16 protein-coding genes are annotated in these 17,637 nt (G+C 61.2%); 8 read left to right on the top strand and 8 right to left on the bottom strand.

The window, feature by feature from the left end; all coding sequences use genetic code 11:
• Positions 1-3,331 (top strand): methionine synthase (metH, locus tag QVF59_RS03615; RefSeq protein WP_287877433.1); only part of this gene is annotated, 3,331 nt, incomplete at its 5' end.
• A 47-nt stretch (positions 3,332-3,378) separates the two neighbouring features.
• Here the strand turns inward: metH and QVF59_RS03610 are convergent.
• The gene (locus QVF59_RS03610) at positions 3,379-4,446 is read right to left on the bottom strand and encodes a GGDEF domain-containing protein (protein ID WP_287877431.1); all 1,068 of its coding nucleotides are present in this window, start codon (positions 4,444-4,446) and stop codon (positions 3,379-3,381) included.
• Positions 4,447-4,733: 287 nt separating this feature from the next.
• Between QVF59_RS03610 and QVF59_RS03605 the strand changes: the two genes are divergently transcribed.
• Positions 4,734-4,949, top strand: coding sequence for an HP1242/YdcH family protein (locus QVF59_RS03605; protein ID WP_159880644.1), 216 nt, complete (start codon positions 4,734-4,736; stop codon positions 4,947-4,949).
• An 89-nt stretch (positions 4,950-5,038) separates the two neighbouring features.
• Here the strand turns inward: QVF59_RS03605 and QVF59_RS03600 are convergent, their stop codons facing one another.
• A complete protein-coding gene (locus tag QVF59_RS03600) occupies positions 5,039-6,904 on the bottom strand; it encodes an ABC transporter ATP-binding protein (RefSeq protein WP_287877430.1) in 1,866 nt (621 codons plus the stop codon).
• Between the two features lie 380 nt (positions 6,905-7,284).
• Complete coding sequence (locus tag QVF59_RS03595; RefSeq protein WP_287877429.1) at positions 7,285-8,301, bottom strand: class I SAM-dependent rRNA methyltransferase; 1,017 nt, start codon at positions 8,299-8,301, stop codon at positions 7,285-7,287.
• Between the two features lie 215 nt (positions 8,302-8,516).
• Between QVF59_RS03595 and QVF59_RS03590 the strand changes: the two genes are divergently transcribed.
• On the top strand, positions 8,517-9,737 hold the full coding sequence (locus QVF59_RS03590) for an MFS transporter (protein ID WP_287877427.1): 1,221 nt from the start codon (positions 8,517-8,519) through the stop codon (positions 9,735-9,737).
• 91 nt (positions 9,738-9,828) lie between these two features.
• Positions 9,829-10,794: an alpha/beta hydrolase gene (locus QVF59_RS03585; RefSeq protein ID WP_287877425.1), complete on the top strand. Its 966-nt coding sequence runs from the start codon at positions 9,829-9,831 to the stop codon at positions 10,792-10,794.
• Between the two features lie 39 nt (positions 10,795-10,833).
• Here QVF59_RS03585 and QVF59_RS03580 read toward each other — a convergent pair whose 3' ends face one another.
• From QVF59_RS03580 to QVF59_RS03570, 3 genes are all read right to left on the bottom strand, one after another.
• Positions 10,834-11,331 (bottom strand): M48 metallopeptidase family protein, encoded by a 498-nt coding sequence (locus tag QVF59_RS03580; RefSeq protein WP_287877423.1) that lies wholly within the window; start codon positions 11,329-11,331, stop codon positions 10,834-10,836.
• Positions 11,332-11,373: 42 nt separating this feature from the next.
• A complete protein-coding gene (locus QVF59_RS03575) occupies positions 11,374-11,916 on the bottom strand; it encodes a GNAT family N-acetyltransferase (protein ID WP_287877421.1) in 543 nt (180 codons plus the stop codon).
• Positions 11,917-11,991: 75 nt separating this feature from the next.
• On the bottom strand, positions 11,992-12,435 hold the full coding sequence (locus QVF59_RS03570) for an Lrp/AsnC family transcriptional regulator (protein ID WP_287877420.1): 444 nt from the start codon (positions 12,433-12,435) through the stop codon (positions 11,992-11,994).
• A gap of 132 nt (positions 12,436-12,567) precedes the next feature.
• Between QVF59_RS03570 and QVF59_RS03565 the strand changes: the two genes are divergently transcribed.
• The 3 genes from QVF59_RS03565 (at position 12,568) to QVF59_RS03555 (ending at position 14,380) form a co-directional block, all read left to right on the top strand.
• Positions 12,568-13,194 (top strand): LysE/ArgO family amino acid transporter, encoded by a 627-nt coding sequence (locus QVF59_RS03565; protein ID WP_287877419.1) that lies wholly within the window; start codon positions 12,568-12,570, stop codon positions 13,192-13,194.
• A gap of 96 nt (positions 13,195-13,290) precedes the next feature.
• The gene (locus tag QVF59_RS03560; RefSeq protein ID WP_287877418.1) at positions 13,291-13,722 is read left to right on the top strand and encodes a carboxymuconolactone decarboxylase family protein; all 432 of its coding nucleotides are present in this window, start codon (positions 13,291-13,293) and stop codon (positions 13,720-13,722) included.
• 58 nt (positions 13,723-13,780) lie between these two features.
• Positions 13,781-14,380 (top strand): FMN-binding negative transcriptional regulator, encoded by a 600-nt coding sequence (locus tag QVF59_RS03555; RefSeq protein ID WP_287877417.1) that lies wholly within the window; start codon positions 13,781-13,783, stop codon positions 14,378-14,380.
• A gap of 13 nt (positions 14,381-14,393) precedes the next feature.
• Here the strand turns inward: QVF59_RS03555 and QVF59_RS03550 are convergent, their stop codons facing one another.
• Together QVF59_RS03550 and QVF59_RS03545 are read right to left on the bottom strand one after the other, a co-directional pair.
• Positions 14,394-14,939, bottom strand: a complete 546-nt coding sequence (locus QVF59_RS03550; RefSeq protein ID WP_287877416.1) for a YaeQ family protein — start codon at positions 14,937-14,939, stop codon at positions 14,394-14,396.
• Positions 14,940-15,011: 72 nt separating this feature from the next.
• Complete coding sequence (locus tag QVF59_RS03545; RefSeq protein WP_159880656.1) at positions 15,012-15,734, bottom strand: MliC family protein; 723 nt, start codon at positions 15,732-15,734, stop codon at positions 15,012-15,014.
• Positions 15,735-15,950: 216 nt separating this feature from the next.
• Here QVF59_RS03545 and QVF59_RS03540 point away from each other — a divergent pair, with 216 nt between their 5' ends.
• Complete coding sequence (locus QVF59_RS03540) at positions 15,951-17,429, top strand: DEAD/DEAH box helicase (RefSeq protein WP_287877415.1); 1,479 nt, start codon at positions 15,951-15,953, stop codon at positions 17,427-17,429.
• The last annotated feature ends 208 nt before the right edge of the window (positions 17,430-17,637 follow it).

Below are 17,637 nucleotides of genomic sequence, written 5' to 3'. Positions count from 1 at the left end.
GCGCTTCTGTGCCGGCGTGCTGGGCCCCACCAACCGCACCGCCAGCATCAGCCCGGACGTGAACGACCCGGGTTACCGCAATGTCAGCTTTGACGAACTGGTGAAGAGCTATACCGAGGCCATCGACGGCCTGGTGGCCGGTGGCGCGGATTTCCTGCTGGTGGAAACCATCTTCGACACGCTCAACGCCAAGGCGGCGGTGTTTGCCATCCACCAGTATTTTGACGATCACCCCGACAAGACCCGGCTGCCCATCATGGTGTCCGGCACCATTACCGACCAGTCCGGCCGCACGCTGACCGGTCAGACCACCGAAGCCTTCTACAACAGCCTGTCGCACGCCGATGCCATGTCCTTCGGCCTCAACTGTGCGCTGGGGCCGGACCTGCTGCGGCCCTATGTGGAAGAACTGTCGCGCGTATCGGCCACTTATGTGTCGGTGCATGCCAATGCCGGTCTGCCCAATGCCTTTGGCGGTTACGACCTGGAACCGGCGGCCATGGGCGAGTTCGTGCGCGAATGGGCCGAATCCGGGCTGATCAACATCGTCGGCGGTTGCTGTGGCACCACGCCGGAGCATATCGCCGCCATCGCCAATGCAGTGGACGGCATTGCGCCGCGTGCATTGCCACAGATTGAAGCCAAGTGCCGCCTGTCCGGTCTGGAGCCGTTCAACATTGGCGACCACGACCTGTTCGTCAATGTGGGTGAGCGTACCAACGTCACCGGCAGCCGCGCCTTTGCCAAGCTGATTCTGAACGGCGACTACGCCACCGCGCTGGATGTGGCGCGGCAGCAGGTGGAAAACGGCGCGCAAATCATCGACATCAATATGGACGAGGGCATGCTGGATGCGCTGGCGGCCATGGATCGCTTCCTCAAGCTGATCGCCGCCGAGCCGGACATCGCCCGCGTGCCCATCATGATTGACTCCTCCAAGTGGGAAGTGATCGAAGCCGGCCTCAAGTGCATTCAGGGCAAGGGCATCGTCAACTCCATTTCCATGAAGGAAGGGGTGGACAAGTTCAAGCAACAAGCCCGCTTGCTGCGCCGTTACGGCGCGGCGGTGATCGTGATGGCCTTTGACGACAAGGGCCAGGCCGACACTTACGCCCGCAAGGTGGAAATCTGCGAAAAGAGCTACCGCATCCTGGTGGATGAGGTGGGTTATCCGCCGGAAGACATCATCTTCGACCCCAATATCTTTGCCGTGGCCACCGGCATTGAAGAACACGCCCGTTACGGCCTGGACTTCATCGAAGCCACTGGCTGGATCAAGCAGAATCTGCCGCACGCCAAGATATCTGGCGGCGTGTCCAATGTGTCTTTCTCCTTCCGCGGCAACAACAAGGTGCGCGAGGCGATTCACGCCGTGTTCCTGTACCACGCCATCCAGCGCGGCATGACCATGGGCATCGTCAATGCCGGCGCGCTGGAAGTGTATGACGAAGTCGACAAGGAACTGCGCGAACGCATTGAAGACGTGGTGCTGATGCGCACGCCAAAAGATGGCGGCGATGCCACCGAGCACCTGATTGCGCTGGCCGAACGCTTCAAGGGTGAGGCAGCGGGCGAGAAAAAGGTCGAAGACCTGGCCTGGCGTGAATGGGCGGTGGAAAAACGGCTGGAACACGCGCTGGTCAAGGGCATCACCACTTATATCGTTGAAGACACCGAGGAAGTCCGCCTCAAGTGCGCGCGCCCCATTCATGTGATTGAAGGTCCGTTGATGGACGGCATGAACGTGGTGGGTGACCTGTTTGGTGCCGGCAAGATGTTTCTGCCGCAGGTGGTGAAGTCCGCCCGTGTGATGAAGGCCGCCGTGGCGCATCTGGAGCCCTTCATCGAGGAAGAAAAGATCCGCATGGGGCTGGCCGATGCGCCGGCCAAGGGCGTCATCATCATGGCCACGGTCAAGGGTGATGTGCACGACATCGGCAAGAACATCGTCGGCGTGGTGCTGCGCTGTAACAACTACAAGGTGATCGACCTGGGCGTGATGGTGCCGTGCCAGACCATCCTGGACGCCGCGCGCGAGCACAAGGCCGACATCATCGGCCTGTCGGGCCTGATTACCCCGTCGCTGGAAGAAATGAGCCATGTGGCCAAGGAAATGCAGCGTCAGGGTTTTGATATCCCGCTGCTGATTGGCGGTGCCACCACCTCCAAGGTCCACACGGCGGTGAAGATTGCGCCGCACTACCAGCACCCGGTGGTGTATGTGCCGGATGCCAGCCGTGCGGTGGGCGTGTGCTCCAACCTGCTGTCCGATACCCTGCGCGATGGCTTTGTCGCCGAAGTGGCGGCCGAGTACCAGCGTGCCCGCGAAGGCCATGCCAACAAGGCCAGCCGCAAGGTGGTGAGCCTGGACGCAGCCCGCGCCAACAAACAGGCTACCGACTGGGCGGCCTACACCCCGCCCAAGCCGCAGTGGCTGGGCGTGCGCCGCTTCGAAAACTATCCGCTGGCGGAAATTGCCGCCTTCATCGACTGGACGCCTTTCTTCCAGAGCTGGGAGCTGGCTGGTCGCTTCCCGCGCATTCTGGATGACGAGATTGTCGGCGAGTCCGCCCGCAGCCTGTATGCCGATGCCCAGACCATGCTGGCGCAAATCATCAGCGAAAACTGGCTTGGCGCCAATGCGGTGATCGGCCTGTTCCCGGCCGCCACGGTGAATGATGACGATATTGACATCCGCAGTGTGGATGGCAGCAGCCAGATGACCTGGGTGGGCCTGCGCCAGCAGCTGCCGAAAATGGACGGCAAGCCCAACTGGGCGCTGGCTGATTACATTGCCCCGGCCGACAGCGGCGTGGACGACTACATCGGTGCCTTTGCTGTCACCGCCGGCATCGGCATCGAGCCGCATGTCAAACGTTTTGAAGAGGCCAATGACGACTACTCTGCCATTCTGCTCAAGGCGCTGGCCGACCGGCTGGCCGAAGCCTTTGCCGAACTGATGCACCAGCGCGTGCGGCGCGAGTTCTGGGGCTATGCTGCCGACGAAGCCTTGGATAACGAAGCCTTGATCGACGAGAAATACCGTGGCATCCGCCCGGCACCGGGCTACCCGGCCTGTCCGGACCATACGGTGAAAAAAGAGTTGTTTGTGTTGCTGGATGCCCCGGCCATCGGCATGACCCTGACCGAGGGCTATGCCATGCTGCCGACGGCTGCCGTGTCCGGCTTCTACTTCAGCCATCCGGAGTCGCGTTATTTCGGTGTGGGCAAGGTGGAGAAGGATCAGGTTACCAGCTATGCCCAGCGCCGCGGGGTGACGCTGGAACAGGCCGAGCGCGATCTGGCACCCAATCTGGGTTACGACGCCTGATTGTCTGCCCGCCAGCCGGAAGCCGCCTGCGGGCGGCTTTTTGCTGGCTACCCGGTTTGAATCGCTTGCTGCGGACGGGTGCTATGACTGTCTGGCAGGGCAAGCACAAAGCAGTTCTTGCCGGCCTGCTTGGCCTGGTACATGGCCTTGTCCGCCAGCCGCAGGGCGGTGCTCAGCCCTATCCGTCCATCCATGTATACGATGCCGATACTGATGGAGAGCCGGCGTTGCTGTACTTGGCAGGCGTTGACGTGCCGGATCAGCTCTTCCGCCACCGTGGTGACCTGTACCCGGTTGGTCTTGCGGGTGAACAGGCCGAACTCCTCGCCTCCCAGCCTTCCGCATAGGTCAATGTCGGGATGGCCATTCAGTTGCATTGCCACTTCCCGTAGTACCTGGTCTCCAGCCTCATGGCCATAGTCATCGTTGATGCTTTTGAAATCGTCGATATCCACCATCATGAAATAGCCCTGTTGCAAGGGATACCAGGCCTGCAGCTTTTCCAGCAGGCTGCGGCGGTTGTCGATGCCGGTCAGGGCATCCTGAAACGCCAGGACCTCCAGCTTGCGGCGTAGGACATAGCCGCGCAGGCGCAGGCGGCGGAACAGGATGTTGAGCATCAGGCCGGTGGCCATGCTGACCGCAATCAGCAGTGCCATCCATGAGCTTTGACCCCACAGATGCTGATCGGCCAGCGTACCTTGCAGCAGCATGGCCCAGATGCCGATGCTGGCCAGCAGGAAAGCACGGGTGCTGTGAAACACCGGTGCCATGGTCAGAATGATGCAGACGGCGACGGATGTTGCCCAGGGGCCGGGCTCGCTGATGAACAGAAAATTGAGGCGAAAAGCCAGGCTCAGGCCACCCAGGTTCAGTAGCATGCCCAGTAGCAGGGTGCGGTGGTGACTGGCCTGCCAGGACAGCAGAATGCCCCCAAGCATGGCTGGTGTTGCCAGCAGCGTGCTGCCGCTTTCTATCTGCCGGTAGGGATGGCTGAGCAGCAGCGATGCCAGCCAGGCACAGACGCCAAGTATCTGCAGCGATACGGCGATGGGGCGTAGTTCCAGAAATGACTGATGCTGGAAATCGGTATCGCCAGCGCAAGGATGTTGCATGAAGCCTCCAGGCATGGTGTTGGCTCAATGGCGGCCTAACCGGATGACATCGCAGCATCGTGGCGGCTTGAATCAGGGCGGTCGACTGGACATAGGTGCAGGCATGCGCCGGTCCGGCGGGCAGGAAGCAGACCGTCACTTCTTGCCAGCCATTCCGCACGGCGCACAATGGCCGGACGTCTGTCGTGCATATGCCCTAGATCAAGAAAGCAGGCTGGTGCCGGGGCTAGCATGAAGTTGTAGTCAGGTGGCATGCAGCCGCCCAACCCACCCATCAGGAGAAGCCCATGTTTCCAGAGTTCCGCGAACTGATCAGCAAACTGAAAACCGAAGACGACCATTTCAGCCGTCTGTTCAACAAGCACAATGAACTGGACCAGACCATCAAGAATATCGAGGCCGGTATCGGAAACGGCAGCCAGTTTGATGTTGAAGTGCTGAAGAAGGAAAAGCTCAAGCTGAAGGACGAGCTGTATGTCATCCTGAAAAAGGCCGAAGCCTGATACCGTTCTGACCACAGATTCGGCAGCATAAAGAAAAACCCGCCAGCAGGCGGGTTTCTTGTTTGACGTGGTTGAGATGCGGCTGGTGCTCAGACCGGATCAAGCTCACCGGGGCGGATTGCCTCGTCGGTCTCCTCACCCAGAAAACCGCCGCTCTGGTGTGCCCACAACCGGGCATACAGGCCACCCTTGGCCAGCAGGCTGGCATGATCGCCTTCTTCCACCACCCGTCCTTTGTCCAGCACGATCAGCCGGTCCATGGCGGCAATGGTGGACAGGCGGTGGGCAATGGCCACCACGGTCTTGCCTTCCATCAGCCGGTACAGGCTGCTCTGGATGGCGGCTTCCACTTCCGAATCAAGTGCACTGGTGGCTTCGTCCAGCAGCAGGATAGGGGCATCTTTCAGCATCACCCGGGCAATGGCCACGCGCTGACGCTGGCCACCGGACAGCTTGACGCCGCGCTCGCCCACATGGGCATCATAGCCACGGCGACCCTTTGGGTCGGTCAATGCCTGGATGAAATCATGCGCCTCTGCCTGCGTGGCGGCATGGATCATGGCCTCGTCGCCGGCATCTGGCCTGCCGTACAGCAGGTTGTCGCGTACCGAGCGGTGCAAGAGTGAGGTGTCCTGCGTCACCATGCCGATCTGCGCGCGCAGGCTGTCCTGTGTCACCGCGGCAATATCCTGGCCATCGATCAGGATGCGGCCCTGCTCGATGTCGTAAAAACGCAGCATCAGGTTGACGATGGTGGACTTGCCGGCACCGCTGCGGCCGACCAGGCCGATTTTTTCGCCGGGGCGAATGGTGAGGTTCAGCCCGTCGACAATGGTGCGTTCGCCACCATAGGAAAAGCTGACATTGTCGAAGCGTATCTCGCCGCGTGCCACCTGCAGCGCCCGGGCATCCGGCTGATCGACAATGGCGACCGGCCGCGACAGGGTGCTGATGCCGTCGTGCACGGTACCGATATTTTCGAACAGGCTGGACATTTCCCACATGATCCAGTGGGATACCCCATTGAGCCGCAAGGCCATGGCGGTTGCGGCGGCAACCGCACCGATACCGACCTGCCCCTGGGTCCACAACCACAGCGTGGCACCGGCGGTGCTGGCGATCAGCCCCATGCTGAGGATGTGGTTGGTGATTTCGAAGCCACTGACTAGGCGCATCTGGCTATAAGCGGTCTGCATGAATTCCTGCATCGCACTTTTGGTGAAGGCGGCCTCGCGCTGACCCTGGGCAAACAGCTTGACCGTGGCGATATTGGTATAGGCATCGGTTACGCGGCCAGTCATCAGCGAGCGTGCATCGGCCTGGCGGGCCGAGGCCTTGCCTAGCCGTGGCACGAAGAAAGCCAGGGTTGCCACATACAGCAGCAACCAGCCGATGAAGGGCAGCAGCAAGCTGCTATCGAAGCTGCCGACCACCGCCACCATGGTGATGAAGTAGATCACCACGAACACCAGGATGTCGGTGATGATCAGCACGGTGTCCCGCACTGCCAGCGCGGTCTGCATCACCTTGGCGGCCACGCGGCCAGCAAATTCATCCTGATAAAAGCTCATGCTTTGCCCCAGCAGGTGGCGGTGAAACTGCCAGCGCAGGCGCATGGGGAAATTGCCGAACAGACTTTGGTATTTGAACATGGCCTGCAGGGCGATCAGCAGCGGGCTGGCCAGCAGAATGCCACCCAGCAATAGCAGGTGATGGCGCTCCTGGGTCCATAGTTGCGACGGTGCCACATGACTGAGCCAGTCGACAATGGAGCCGAGCATGGAGAACAACAGGGCTTCGAAGGCACCAATGAGGGAGGTCAGCAAGGTCATGCACAGGATGTAGGGGCGCATGCCGCTGGTGGCGGACCAGACAAAGGGCAGAAAGCCTTTGGGTGGCTGGACGGGAGGCGTATCCGGGTAGACGTCTACCCGCTTTTCAAACCAGGAAAACATAAAGATCGTCCTTGTCGGGACCCGTGGTCCGTTGAGGTTGTATGGGGGTATGACGATAGCTTGAAGCGAAGTAATCAGCAATGCTTTTTTTGCATGGCTGGACACAGGCCCACCGTCAGCGTTGCAGTCAGCTTGGTGCAACTAACAAAACGCCTGCTGCGGCGTTGCGCCTCCTGGACGTACCTTTAGTACTGTCTGTATCGGCGCGTCTTACCCTTGGGATGCCACGCTATTTTGCTAGCTGCTTTTAGTGGGGTTTTGTGGCTGGCAGTTCCCAGGGGCGTAGCGATACCTTGCCCGGATGGTGGCCCGAACGGGTGCAGTTAAAAACAAAGCTGCCCGGCCGAGCGGGTCGGTCGGGCAGCCTGGTACCGCGGCAATCAGACGTGCAGCTGCACGATCTTGAGCGGATGCTGGCCATCCTGGCTGGGGAAGTCTTGTTCCGGGGTGATCCACTCCACCGCTTGAATGGGGCGGCCGGCTTTTTCAGCACTGCGCTTGAGCGCTTCCAGCCATGCTTCGCCATCCACCTGGGCCACATTATTGCAGCAGATCAGCACCCCGCCCGGCGCGGTGCACAGCAGGGCCGGCTTGAACAGGGCCTGGTAGTCGTTGATCAGGTCGACCACGCCAAACGGACTCTTGGCGTAGCGCGGCGGGTCGAGGAAGACCACATCGAACTGGCGCGCTTCCAGCGTGGGGAAGGGAGGCATTTTCTTGCCACGGACCATCTTGGGCTGGCCGATGCCGGACAGCTGGCGCAGGGCGGCAAAGGCATCGCTCTGCACGCAGCGCGGACGGGTGGTCAGGCTGTTGAGCTTGGCATTGGCACGGCCCACCGCCAGGCTGGATTCAGCAAAATCCACATTCATCACGAAGCTGGCACCGCCCTTGGCGGCCGCCAGGCCCACGCCGCAGGTATAGGCAAACAGGTTGAGCACGCTCTTGCCTTCGGCCAACTGCATCACGCGGCGGCGACCGGCGCGCAGGTCGAGGAACAGCCACGGGTCCTGGCCGCTGTGGCGGGCGCGGATGTGGTAGCGGATGCCCAGTTCGTGTGCCACGCGGTTTTCTTCGGCTACGGCCTGTTCGGCCAGACTCAGCGTGTTGCTGATGCGCGAGTTGGCATTGCTGCGGTCGTTGTAGACCAATTGCAGCTCGGGCAGGCTGGCGGCGTAGAACTGACGGATTTCTGCCAGTTCTTCATCGCTCAGCGGCTGATGGAAGCTCTGCACCAGCAGCAAATCGCCATAGCGGTCTATGGTCAGGCCGGATACCCCTTCCACACTGCCATGGAACAGGCGGTAGCTATTGGTATCTTCTGCCAGCAGACGGCTGACAAGCTCGCTGCGACGATCGGCCGCGGCTTGCAGCAGGGCGCTCAGAGTGTGGGACATGAGGGGCTTTCTTTCTGGAATGGGGGCAATTGTAAGCCCTGCGGCAGCAGGCCTCAAAATAAAGCCACTGGCGGTGTGCGGGTGTGGCCCCGGCAGGGCAAGGCCCCGATTGTGTTAGCAATTTTTAAGCATGGAGTGTAGCACTCGCGTTTCAGCCGCCCTGCCGTTAGGCTTGAACTCTTTGTCATAGCCAGTACGGCCTTTTTTCTGCTTCCATGAACGACGCTTCTGCTTCTTTGCGGCATTGCCGCCCTTTCTGGCATTTCTGGTTGGCGCGGGTACTACTGACTGCGGGTTTCCAAATTCTTACTGTCGCCATTGGCTGGCAGGTGTATGCGCTGACCGGCAGCGCCATGGATCTGGGGCTGGTGGGACTGTTGCAGTTTCTGCCGCGGGTGTTGCTGGTGCTGGTGACCGGCGCGGTATCCGACCGTTTCGACCGGCGTCGGGTGGTAGCTGTCAGCCTGGCGATCCAGGCCGTGGCGGCAACGGTGCTGCTGCTGGGTAATCTGGGCCTGGGCTGGCAGGTCAGCCGCGGACTGATTTTTGCGCTCTCCGTGGTAGTGGGCTGCTGCCGCGCCTTTGACATGCCGGCCATGCAATCGCTGCTGCCTAATATCGTGCCACCGCGCTTGCTGGGGCAGGCTATCGCCATGGCGGCTTCGGCTAATGAAGCGGCCACCATCATCGCGCCGGCACTGGGTGGTTTTTTGTATGCGCTGGGCGCGGCACTTACTTATGGCCTGTCGGCAGCCTGCTTTGTGGCCTGCCTGTTGCTGGTCAGCCTGCTGCCTTCCCGCCGGGTGCTGCCCACCGGGCAGCGGGTATCGCTGGATTCGCTGCTGATGGGGGTGCGTTTCATCCGTAGCCGGCCCGATATCCTGGGGGCAATTTCGCTGGACCTGTTTGCCGTGCTGCTGGGCGGGGCCACCGCACTGCTGCCGATTTTTGCCCGCGACATCCTGCATACCGGACCGTGGGGCCTGGGTCTGCTGCGCTCGGCACCGGCAGCCGGGGCTTTGCTGATGTCAGCCTGGCTGATGCGCCACCCCATCCGGCGGCGCTCTGGCCACATCATGTTTGCTGCAGTGGCGGTGTTTGGCATCGCCACCATCCTGTTCGGCCTGTCCAGCAGCTTCCCCTTGTCCTTGCTGGCACTGATGCTGTTGGGGTCGGCTGATGTCATCAGCGTGGTGATCCGCGGCACGCTGGTGCAGCTGGAAACACCGGACGACATGCGCGGGCGGGTTAATTCGGTGAACTCGTTGTTCATCGGTGCCTCCAACCAGCTTGGTGAGTTCGAGTCCGGGGTGACGGCAGCCTGGCTGGGTGCGGTGCCTGCGGTGGTGTTGGGTGGTGCGGGAACCTTGCTGGTGGTGGTGTTGTGGATGCGCTGGTTTCCGCAACTAGCCCGGCGCGATCAGCTGGTTTCCTGAGCAGCTCTGCCGCGCAGGCTGGTATCATTCATGCCTTTGGTATATTAATATCCGGCCCGGAGTGTTTATTTCCCGCCGCAGGAGACGTCTCATGCATGCTGTCAGCCCCAAGCTGACCGACTGGTTGTTGCAGCTGAACCAGCTTATCCGCCGTTTGCAGGACAGCGGCTACAAACCTACCGCCATTGGTGCCCGCGAGGCCCTGGCCAATGTCACCCGTACGCTGGTGAGCCCCGGCCCGGATATTGCCTGGGTGAATGATGAAATCGTCCACGGTCGCGATTACAGCGTACCGGTGCGCATTTATCACCCGGCCCCGGATGAGGCGCGGCCCGTGCTGCTGTTCCTGCACGGTGGTGGCCATACCGCTGGCAGCGTCAGTGTGTACGACCCCATCAGCCGACGCTTGGCGGCGGCTACCGGCCATGTGGTGGTGGTGCCGGAATACCGCCTGGCGCCGGAGAACCCCTATCCGGCGGCACTGCATGATGTCTATGCGGTGGCGCGTGGTGTGTTTGCCGCACTGGATGCCCGCGGCCTGCCTTTTGTGCGGCAACTGGTATTGGCCGGTGACTCGGCTGGTGCCGCGCTGGCCGCTACGGTAAGCGCGCGGGCCCAGCATGACACGGCCTTGCAGATTGCCGCCCAGGTGCTGATTTACCCCAGTCTGGACTACAGCATGAGCCTGCCGTCGATTACCGAAAATGGTGAAGGCTATTTCCTTAACAGCGATCGCATTGCCTGGTATTTCGACAATTATTTCCAGCGTGGTGAAGACCGGCTGGCAGCATCCCCGCTGCACATGACCGTGACGCCGCGCATGCCGGCCACGCTGGTGGTGTCAGCCGGCTTCGACCCGCTACGGGACGAGGCGCTGCGCTATCTGGATAAACTGCAGACCGCCGGTGTGGTCTGCGAGCATCTGCATTTTGCCGATCTGGTACATGCCTTTCTCAATATGGAGCAGCTGGTAGCCGAGGAGTGTGCCCAGACTTACCGCCACATCGCCGGTTTTCTTGAACAGCAACGGGCTCGGGTAGCAGTGACCCAGCCTTGAGCCAGCAGATGCATGCCGATGGGACGGCATGCTGTGTGTTCAGGCTGGTTTTAGTTCGCGCAGCGTCAGCCACAGCCGGGTGTCGAACTCCAGTTGGTGATAGTGCGGCTCCATATGGCAGCACAGCTGGTAGAAGGCCTTGTCGTGGTTTTTTTCGCGCAAATGCGCCAGCTCATGTACCACGATCATGCGCAAAAACGGCTCTGGCGCGTCGCGGAACAGGCTGGCAATGCGGATTTCATGCTTGGCCTTGAGCTTGCCGCCTTGTACGCGGGAAACCTGGGTATTGGTGCCCAGCGTGCCTTTTACCGGATGTTGCTGGCTGTCGAACAGCACCTTGGTGGGAGCGGGGGCATTTTTCAGATAGCGCTGCTTGAGTGCGCCGACATACTGATACAGCGCATTATCGTTCTGCACCTGATGTGAATCGGGGTAGCGGCTGGCCAGCCAGTCGCCCAGGCTGCCGTCGTCGAGACGGGCCTGGACTTGGGACAGCAGGCTTGGCGGATAGTGCAGCAGGTATTTGAGGGCAGACATGCCGCCAGTGTAGCAAAGCCCTGCCAGGTACGGGCTGCCGGATCAGATGGTTATGTTGCCGCTGGCCAGCTGCGCCGGCTGCTTCCAGCGATAGCACAGCGCAACGGCCTTGCTGCCGTCCGGTGCCAGCACGTTTTCCCTATCCACCATTTCACCACCCATGCGGTTGTAAAAGCGGCGCGCGTCGCTATTGGCCTCGTAAACCCACAGGTGCATCGGCGTGCCGGCCTGCAGCCGGTCTGCCTGTGCTGCCGCCGCCTGCAGCAGGGTGCGGCCTATGCCACGGCCCTGCTGACCCGGCAGTACATGCAGATTGTCCAGCAACAGCCCGCGCTCACTTTCGCCATCGGGCAGCAGGCAGACAAACCCCACCGGCTCGCCCTCCCACAAGGCCAGCAATACCCACAGGTGATTGTCGTAATGAAAACGGCGTGTCCACATGGTGTGGCGCTCGGTGGGAGCAACGTGGTCCAGGTAGTCGTCGGAGAGGATGCGGCGGTAGCTGTGTTGCCAGCTTTCGGTGTGCAGCCGGGCAATCAGGCCGGCATCGTCAAAGGTGGCCGGGCGCAGGGTCAGCGAAGTCATGGAGCGTGTCAGAGGGGTGTGGATCTTGGAATTTTACGACAGGCAGATGACATTAAGGTTCGGTTGACACACAAATTAACGTGGCGGGCGCAAGGTTTGCTGGCTGATGGGGGTGGACAGGATGATGGAGGTGCGGGTTTCACCCAGATGATTCACCCGGGCCACCAGTGCTTCCAGGTGGGCCACATCACGGGCCAGCAGGCGGAACAGGTAGGAATCCGCTCCGGTGACATGGTGGCATTCCATGACTTCCGGCATGGCCGACAAGATGTCCAGCAGCTTTTTCTTGTAGGGCTGGGCCACGGTAATACCTACCATGGCCGATAGGGTATAGCCGGCCTTTTGTGGTGCCAGCCGGGCGTGGTAACCCTGGATCACGCCGGATTCTTCCAGCCGCTTCACCCGCTCGGATACCGCCGGCACCGACATTTCAACGGCGCGGGCCAGCTCGGTTAGTGACAGCCGTGCATCCCGCTGCAGGCATTCAAGAATTTTCCAGGCCTTGCCATCAATTTCCATCGCTTGCGTCCTTTTCGGTAAAAAGCTGTTACTGCCTTAATTTATCAGTTTCTACTGCGATCCTACCTGAAAAATGGCATGTGTCTGCCACTGACAAGCAGGCAGACTGATGTAATTGAAAGGGGAAATGCCATGACACTGTTTACCTTGTATGGCCAGGCGCTGATTGTGGGGCTGGCCATTGCCGCGCCGGTTGGGCCAATTGGCTTGCTGTGCATTGACCGGACGCTGCGCCATGGGCCGTGGGCCGGCCTGGCCACCGGGCTGGGGGCGGCCACTGCAGATGGCTTGTATGCCAGCCTTGGTGCGCTGGGCCTGACGGTGCTGATCCGGCAGCTGACCGCGCTGGCAGTGCCGCTGGCACTGGCGGGTGGTGGCTTTTTGCTGTGGCAGGGGCTGGCCATGTTGCGTGCACCACAGGGAGAGCCTGCCATGGCCAGTGCCAGGCCAGCTTCCGGCTTGGCGGCGGCGTATGGGTCGGCACTGGGGCTGACGCTGGGCAACCCCATGACCATCTTGTCCTTTGTCGCCATTTTTTCCGGTTTGACCGGACAGACCGTCAGCAGCGGTAACGAAGCCATGGTCATGGTGGCAGGCATCGTGTCGGGCTCGGCATTGTGGTGGTGTGTGTTGGCTTTTGGCATCGGGCAGCTGCTGCGGCGGGCGGGGGCTGGTGCCAGGCGATTGCTGGACCGTGGCTGCGGCCTGCTGCTGCTTGGCATGGGCGGCTGGATGTGGTGGCAGGCACTGCGGGGGTGAGTGGCAGACTGGTTCTGTCATTCGTGATGAAAGTGGATCTGTGATAGAGCCAAATGTGTGTTGATAATGGGCCACTTACTGAGTGGAGAAACTGCCATGTCTACCTTGCGTCTACCCTATGTCGAATTGTCGGCTCCGGCCCTGCAACACCTGCGTGCCATCAAGCAACAACTGGCGGAAAGCCCGCTGGGGCGTAATCTGGTGGAGCTGGTTTACCTGCGGGTTTCGCAAATCAATGGCTGTGCATTTTGCCTCGACATGCACAGCCGGGCGCTGCGCAGCGGCGGTGAAACCCCGGCGCGGCTGGACACCTTGGCCGGCTGGCGACTGAGCCCGCACTTCAGTGCGCGGGAGAGGGCCGCCCTGGCCTGGGCCGAGTCGGTGACGCTGATTGCCACCACGCAGGCCGATGACGCGGCCTATACCCCGTTGCTGGAGTACTTCAATGCCCAGGAAATCTGCGACCTGACCATGGCTATCGCCAGCATGAATGCACTGAACCGGCTGGCCATTGCCATGCGCCAGTAGCGGCGGTGTGTTTTGCCCCGGATTGACCTTTGATCAATCGTGTTGATGGAGTGTTGCGATGAGTCTGTATTGCCCGCCGGCCTTCCGTGCCGATGCCAGCTACGCGGCCAGCGTGATGGCGGATAATCCACTGGCCACCCTGATTACCCCAGCCGGGGACGAACCGTGGATCAGCCATGTGGTGTTGTTTCCCGACCCGCACCACCCTGATTGCCTGCTGGGCCATCTGGCGCGGGCCAATCCGCATGCCGAAGTGTTGTTTGCACAAGACAGCGTGGCGGTGTTTGCCGGTGTGCATGGCTATGTGTCGCCGCGCTGGTATGTGTCGGATGGCATGGTGCCTACCTGGAATTACCGCGTGGCACATGCGCATGGCCGGGCAGAGCCGGTGGACGGCGCGCAGCTGGGTGAACTGTTAAGTCAGCTGGCGCGTCATTTTGAAGGCCCGGATGGCTGGAGTACCGACGCCATGCCGCCAGCGGCGATGGCCGCCATGCAGCGCGGCATTGTGGGTTTTCGTTTGCCGGTAACGCGTTGGGAGGTCAAGGCCAAGCTGAGCCAGAACCGGCTGCCGCAAGACCGGCAGGGGGTGATTCAGGCGCTGGAAGAGGGTGACGAGGCGGCATGCCAGCTGGCAGCCGCCATGCCGCGGCCTTGATGGATTGAATGGTTTAGTGGGGCACTTTCAGGGCTTCCACTTCCACCAGCACATTGCGGCTTTCATCAGCCAGCCATAGTTGGCCGTCCTGCACGGTGGCGGTCAGTTGCATGCCGCGCTGGCACAGACTGGCCAGCTCTGCCTGGGTGGCGGTGCTGATGCGGTAGACGCTCAGCTTGTCCAGCTTGGACAGCTTGTTTTCGATTTGCGGCCACCATACTTCGCTGGAGCGGCCGCCATAGGTGTACAACACCACCTTGTCGGCACGGCTGCAGGCTTTCTTCAGGCGCTTTTCATCCGGTTCGCCCAGTTCTATCCACAGCTCGATTTCATCACTGTAATTCTTCTGCCACAGCTCGGCCTCGTCGTCGGCACTCAGGCCACGGGTAAAGCTGAGGGTTTCGCTGGCATTGAGCACAAAGGCAACCAGGCGCACCATCAGGCGCTCCACGGTTTCGGACGGGTGTTGTGCCAGGGTCAGGTTATGGCTGGCGTAATAGCCGCGGTCCATGTCGGAAATCGACAGGCCGGCTTTGTAAATGGTGGCGGTAAGGGCCATGAGTGATATCCGGGTTGCAATGTTGGCTGCACATGGTCCGGTGCGGCTGCCGGCCTGTGCAGGGGTATGGACTTATTGTTCAGGCTGGCTGATGCACAGCAGGCTTTCGCCTTTCCAGTTGATGCTGGCTTCCTTGCCGCGGATGGTGAATTCGACGTTCTGACCGGCATAGCGTGCGCCGCCGGTAACCAGTTCCTGCTGGTGCAGGATGGCCTGGCTTTTGCCGCGTATCAGGCGGGCGGTGGCGGGCTTGGTGCGGTAAAAGGTGGCCAGCACGTCGTTGTTGCCGCCACCGCCACACAGGTAATGCAGCGGTGTCAGCGACGGGGCCAGCTCCCAGCTGGCCTGCAGTTCGGTAATGCGCAGGATGTAGGTATCCCCCAGGCACATGTGGGGGTTTTCATTCTTCATGCAGTCCTTCAGGTTACGCGCCCAGTGGCGCTGCTCCTGCTGCAGTTTGCTCATGCTCAGGGCCCCGGCCGATGTTTGCCGGGCCTTGTCCATGGACTGGGTGTACACCTTGTCCAGTCGATTGCCCAAGCGGATCAGCCCCTCATCCTGACACAGCATGATTTCCATGGCATTCGCCGGCTTGTTGCAGTCAAAGTCGGTGGCCTGCACGGTGGGAATGGGTGGCTGAACCGGGGGGACAGCCTGGCGCATGCCGCTGGTATTACCACCTCTTGCCTTGTCCTGCCCGGTACCAAGCGAATGCGAACCGTTCAGGGCGTGAGCCAGATCGGGTGCAAGCAGCAGTAAGATGACTGCAATGGGTACGGAGCGGATTTTGAGCATGCATTATTGTGCCACGTGCAGCCCCGTCCTGCTGCATCAATCCGCAGGATGATTTCCCAGCATGGGCAATTGTCTGTAAACTCGCCGGCTTTCGCGTCTTGCCAATCGGCGCACAATGCAGGCCTCATCCCGCGGCCATCCGCATTCAATTCAATTGTTTACCGTCAGCCTAGATTGGTGTCGCTTACTGCGATCAGGCAGTCGCAGGAGTGCAGTATGTCCGATTTGACCTTTGCGGATCTTGGCCTTGCCCAGGATCTGTTGCGTGCTGTAGCTGATACCGGCTATACCGTTCCCACCCCTATCCAGGCGCAAGCCATTCCCCAGGTATTGCAAGGGGGCGATCTGCTGGCGGCCGCCCAGACCGGTACCGGCAAGACCGCCGGCTTTACCTTGCCGCTGCTGCAGTTGCTGATGGGCAAACCGTCGCGTCAGGCGGGCAAACCGCGTGCGCTGGTGCTTACCCCTACGCGTGAACTGGCCGCTCAGGTGGAGGAATCGGTGCGTGAGTACGGCAAATACCTGCCGCTCAAATCCATGGTGATGTTTGGTGGTGTCGGCATCAATCCGCAGATTGCCGCCCTGCGCAAGCCGGTGGACATTCTGGTGGCCACCCCGGGCCGTCTGCTCGACCATGTCAGCCAGCGCACGCTGGATTTGTCTGTAGTGGAAATCCTGGTGCTGGACGAGGCCGACCGCATGCTGGACATGGGCTTCATCCACGATATCCGCAAGGTTCTGGCACTGCTGCCGGCCAAGCGGCAGAACCTGCTGTTCTCTGCCACTTTTTCTGACGAAATCAAGACGCTGGCCGACAAGCTGCTGGATCAACCCAAGCTGGTGGAAGTGGCGCGCCGCAATACCACCAACGAGCTGGTGGACCAGCGCGTGCATCTGGTGGACCGCGACAAGAAGACCGATCTGCTGATCAAGCTGATCCGCGATCACAACTGGTATCAGGTGCTGGTGTTCACCCGTACCAAGCACGGTGCCAACCGTCTGGCGGAAAAACTGGACAAGATCGGCATTCCGGCAGCGGCTATTCACGGCAACAAGAGCCAGAATGCCCGTACCCGCGCGCTGGCCGACTTCAAGAATTCCACCCTGCAGGTGCTGGTGGCAACCGATATCGCCGCCCGCGGCCTGGATATCGACCAGCTGCCGCACGTGGTCAACTTCGAACTGCCGAATGTGCCGGAAGACTATGTACACCGCATCGGCCGTACCGGCCGTGCCGGCAGCCCGGGCGAAGCCGTATCGCTGGTGTGCGTGGATGAGTTCAGCTTCCTGCGTGACATCGAAAAGCTGACCAAGCAATCCATTGCCCGCTTTACCGTGCCAGGTTTTGAGGCTGATCTGAACGTGAAGCCGGAGCCGATTCCCATGGGCGGCAACAGTGGTCGCGGTGGTCGCGGTCAAGGTGGCGCTGGCCGTCAAGGCCAGGGCGCGCGCCAGAGCCAGGGTGCCGGCAAGCCGCGCCACGAGCAGCAAGCCAAGCCCACCGGCCATGGCCATCGCAGTCCGGCTGGCAATCCCCCGCGTAACAAATCGGCGGCACCGCGTCAGCAAGCTGCCGCCCAGCCACAGGGCACCCGTCAGCCGCAAGCGGCCAAGCCGGCCAGCGGCCAGCAACAGCAGCGTCGCAGCCAGCCGGCACGTCAGGTGTCGGCATTGTTGTCTCCCACCAAGCGCTGATCCGGCGCTCGCCGGCAAGTCTTCAGGTGAACAGACTTGCTGCTGCCCGCCGGGGCCCGTATGCTCAAGCATGCGCGTCCCGGCAATGATTCACATTTACAATACAACGTCATCAGGCCCGGACCGTAGCGGGGAAGTCTGGCGCAACTGCGCCAGTGGCTAACGATTCGTGATACGGAGCAGGGCATGAGGCATTGGCTTGTGAACC

The sequence above is a fragment of the Aquitalea sp. genome (genome assembly GCF_030150775.1).
In the GTDB taxonomy this organism is placed as follows: domain Bacteria; phylum Pseudomonadota; class Gammaproteobacteria; order Burkholderiales; family Chromobacteriaceae; genus Aquitalea; species Aquitalea denitrificans.
Note: the sequence above shows the minus strand (reverse complement) of the source record. Positions and strands in the feature narration are given on the sequence as shown.